This is a genomic window from Cellvibrio sp. (genome assembly GCF_053579595.1).
Window position 1 is genome coordinate 1 of record NZ_JBRFPI010000408.1, and the last position, 3,807, is coordinate 3,807.

5 protein-coding genes are annotated in these 3,807 nt (G+C 49.7%); 3 read left to right on the forward strand and 2 right to left on the reverse strand.

The genetic code is table 11. The features are described 5' to 3' along the window. Positions 1 to 186, reverse strand: a 186-nt coding sequence (locus ACWA6V_RS18655) for a hypothetical protein (protein ID WP_449523904.1), incomplete at its 3' end; no start/stop codon positions are given. Between the two features lie 24 nt (positions 187 to 210). Further along, complete coding sequence (locus ACWA6V_RS18660) at positions 211 to 1,272, reverse strand: glycosyltransferase family 4 protein (protein ID WP_449523905.1); 1,062 nt, start codon at positions 1,270 to 1,272, stop codon at positions 211 to 213. A 264-nt stretch (positions 1,273 to 1,536) separates the two neighbouring features. Here ACWA6V_RS18660 and ribA point away from each other — a divergent pair, with 264 nt between their 5' ends. The 3 genes from ribA to ACWA6V_RS18675 all read left to right on the forward strand — a co-directional run. Further along, positions 1,537 to 2,190 carry a GTP cyclohydrolase II gene (ribA, locus tag ACWA6V_RS18665; protein ID WP_449523906.1) on the forward strand — a complete coding sequence of 218 codons (654 nt, stop codon included), beginning with the start codon at positions 1,537 to 1,539 and terminating at the stop codon, positions 2,188 to 2,190. Then, positions 2,168 to 2,881 carry a RibD family protein gene (locus tag ACWA6V_RS18670; protein ID WP_449523907.1) on the forward strand — a complete coding sequence of 238 codons (714 nt, stop codon included), beginning with the start codon at positions 2,168 to 2,170 and terminating at the stop codon, positions 2,879 to 2,881. The genes ribA and ACWA6V_RS18670 overlap by 23 nt, the downstream gene beginning before the upstream one ends. Beyond that, on the forward strand, positions 2,878 to 3,807 hold a 930-nt coding region (locus ACWA6V_RS18675), incomplete at its 3' end, for a zinc-binding dehydrogenase (RefSeq protein ID WP_449523908.1). The genes ACWA6V_RS18670 and ACWA6V_RS18675, both read left to right, overlap by 4 nt.

Sequence of the window (3,807 nt, forward strand, 5' to 3'; positions counted from 1 at the left end):
CAATTTAGTCAGTGCACGCAAGCTGGAGCCAGTACCTGCACCCAGGTCAACAATAATGCGGTCGGGTGATACAGGGTCAGTTGCCTGGCCAAGCCATTCCAGCGCTTGTGTTGCCAGTGTTTTATCGCGCGCGGCAAAATCGGCGCCTTCACGTAAATCCAGCCATGCGATTGAAAAACTACTCATTGGTTACTCACTTTTTCTGTTCGTTTAATTAATAGACGTTTGATTGATAGATGTTTGATTAATCAGGTGTGCGACTATTGCCGCTGTATCTTTCCAGTTGGGAAGATGCTGTGCAGCAGCCCGGGCGCCTGTTTGGAATTGCTTGCGCAAAGATCTATCGGCCAATAATTTTTGCAGTGCATCAGTGAGCGCAATCGAATCATCTGGTGCAACTAAAATACCGGCGCTATCGGGCACAACCGCAGGTACTGCACCTGCGCGCGTGGCCACAATGGGTAAACCAAAACTCAGCGCTTCCGCAAACGCCATCCCATAGCCTTCAAATAATGATGGCAGCACAAACAGATCGGCATTGGCATATTCGCTGGCTGAATCGATAACATTGCCGACAAACCTGATGCGCTCTTCCAGCCCGTAAGTTGCCACTTTATTTTTTAACAGTGCGACCCATGCAGGATCAAAATCCATTCCGCCGACAAAACGCGCGCTCCATTCGAGGTGTTTAATTCTGGCGAGTGCATCGATCAAGAGATCGTGTGCTTTGCGGCGGGTCAGTGTTGCCAGAGTTAACAGTACCGGCGGATTGCGATTACAGGGTGCAAATGTTTGTGGGTCAGTGCCTGGCAGCGCAACAACAATTTTTGTGGTGGGAATCGCAAATTGTTCGATGAGAATTTTACCGGTCATATGGCTGGTGACTATCACCGCTTTTGCCGCATTAAGCGCGCGTTGCTCTGCTAAAAAAAGTTGCTGCATTTGTGCAGTCGATAAACCTGCTTCCAGCATCAGTGGGTGATGGCAGAGTGCAATAATATTCAAACGTGCCGCATGTTGTGTAGCAATAGTGTCCATGACTCCGTAAGCGAGGCCATCAGCAATCACTATGGCGTGGTCGGGCAGGGCAGCAAATTGCGCGGCAGCATCGGCGAGCGCTTCTGCATCGGGTAACGGGAAGCGATTGGATAAGTGGAGATGTTCAATCTTGTGACCCAGTGCGCGCAACTCTGCGATCAATCGGCGGTCATAGGCATAGCCACCGGTCAAGGTGTTGATATCGCCAGGGATTGCAAAAAAAAGTTCAGCCATTACCGCAACGCTCGTTGAATTTTTTTAGTGAAACAAAGCCGCGCAATTCTCTACCAGTGCCGGGTGTATTGCCAGTGAATTAACTGATTGAATTTGGCCATTTATTAGTAAAAATAAACACTTTCCTGTTGCATTATGAGCATAAAAAGCGATGGTGTGCGTTGATCAATACTAATCGGGAACTTGCCTTGCCTATTGCGATACTGAGCCGTAAGATCGCGGCCTGCGTATAAAAGTTACCTTTCACACCTGAAGATTTTGTGTATGTCAAAACCATCTGTTACCCGTACTGCTGCTGCCCGGATTCCCACCCGTTATGGGGATTTTCAATTGTGTTATTACACCAATACTCTGGACAACAAAGAGCATCTGGCTTTTTATATGGGTGATCTTGCGCAAGCAGAAGGTGCGCTGGCTCGTGTCCATTCAGAATGTTTTACGGGCGATGTATTGGGCTCCTTGCGCTGCGATTGCGGCGAGCAATTGGATCGTGCGCTGGCATTGGTGGCAAGCGAGGGGTTGGGCGTGGTGATTTACCTGCGTCAGGAAGGGCGCGGCATTGGCCTTGAGCAAAAGTTGCTGGCGTACAATTTACAAGACCAGGGTTACGATACAGTTGACGCCAACCTGATGTTGGGTCATGGTGCGGATGAGCGAAGTTACTCGCTGGCGGCTTGTATCCTGGATGATTTGGGAGTGCAATCAGTGCGCTTGATGACCAATAATCCCGCCAAGATCACTGCATTGCAGGCCGAAGGCATCAAGGTGGTTGCGCGTGTCCCGCTGGAGATTGCGGTTAACGCTGAAAATCAGGGCTATATGATCACCAAAGCCAAACGTATGGATCATCTTTTGTTTAGCAAGCCATTTGCTTCATCCCATCACAGTGATTTGCATGAACCTCAACCAACGAATTGAAAACTGGCTGTCCGATAATAAAAACGCTTTTCGTTCGCTCGACCGGCCCTTTGTTACCCTCAGCTATGCACAGAGCCTCGATGGCAGTATTGCGCTGCGCTGCGACGAACCGCTCGCATTGAGTGGTGATGAGTCGCTGCGTTTAACGCACCAATTGCGCAGCATGCACGACGGCATTTTGGTCGGCATAGGTACCGTATTGAGTGACGATCCACAGCTCACCGTGCGCCACTGGATTGGCCACAATCCACAACCAATTGTATTGGATAGCCAATTGCGCATTCCCGCAAAAGCACGTTTGTGTTGCTTGCCGGATAAACGCTGCTGGGTATTAACCACGGTTGATGACCAGGGCACAGTGATTGAAGGTTTGGAAATTACTGCGCTGGAAGGCAATGCGGATGGTCAAGTATGTTTGCAGCGCGCGCTAAAATTATTGTGGAGCCGCGGTATTAAAAGTTTAATGGTGGAAGGTGGTGCAAGTGTTATTAGCGCTTTTTTAAAAGCCCGTCTGGTTGATGCACTGGTGCTCACCATCACCCCGCAATTTGTTGGCGGTTATAAAGCCGTGAATGATTTGGGTAAAATATCGCGCTGCGCATTACCCAAACTAAAACCCTTTTTCTCCGAGCGTTTGGGTGATGACTTGATCGTGTGGGGCAATTTGGATTACGGCGATTACGCAGCATGACGGATACGCTTATCGAACAATACTCAGTACGCGCGCAACAACTCTGGTTTACCGGCGTTGAACAAGTTGCCGTGCGCGAACACATTTTTGCTGCACCGGGTGCAGATGAATTACTGGTCGAAGTGGAATGCTCGGCGATTAGTGCTGGAACAGAAATGCTGGTGTATCGCGGGCAAATCCCCAATGATATGGCACTCGACGCAAATATCGCTGCGTTGCAAGATCAACAGCAATATCCACTGCAATACGGCTACGCCAGTGTCGGGATTATTAAAGCGGTTGGCGTGAATGTGGGTGCCGCATTACTCGGCCAACGCGTCTTTGCCTTTCAGCCCCAGGCCAGCCATTTCATTAGCACGTTAGCAAATGTTATCCCGGTTCCCACTGATATCAGCGCAGAAGACGCGGTGTTTTTACCCAATATGGAAACTGCCGTAAATTTGATTCAGGATGGTAGCCCTGCATTAGGCGAACGTGTTGTGGTGTTAGGGCAGGGGGTTGTGGGTTTGTTGCTCACGCATTTATTGGCGCAATTTCCATTGGCACAATTGCAGGGGGTTGATGCTATTCCGCTGCGCCGCGAGCGCGCGTTACAACTTGGCGTAAATGCGGTGTTCGATCCATTTTCTGCTGCAGATATAGGCGCGCTTAAACAACAATTAACTATCGCAGAAAATAACAAAGGCGCTGATCTTGTTTATGAAGTAAGTGGTGCACCCACTGCATTAAATCTCGCGATTGAACTAAGTGGTTTTGCCAGCCGCATTGTTATTGGCAGTTGGTACGGCAATAAAACTGCCGCGATTGCCTTAGGCGGCGACGCGCATCGCAACCGCTTAAAAATTACTACCAGCCAGCTCAGCAGCCTTCCGCCGGAATTAAGTGGTCCCTGGGATAAGACCCCCCCGTTTGAGCTCTCTTGGCAG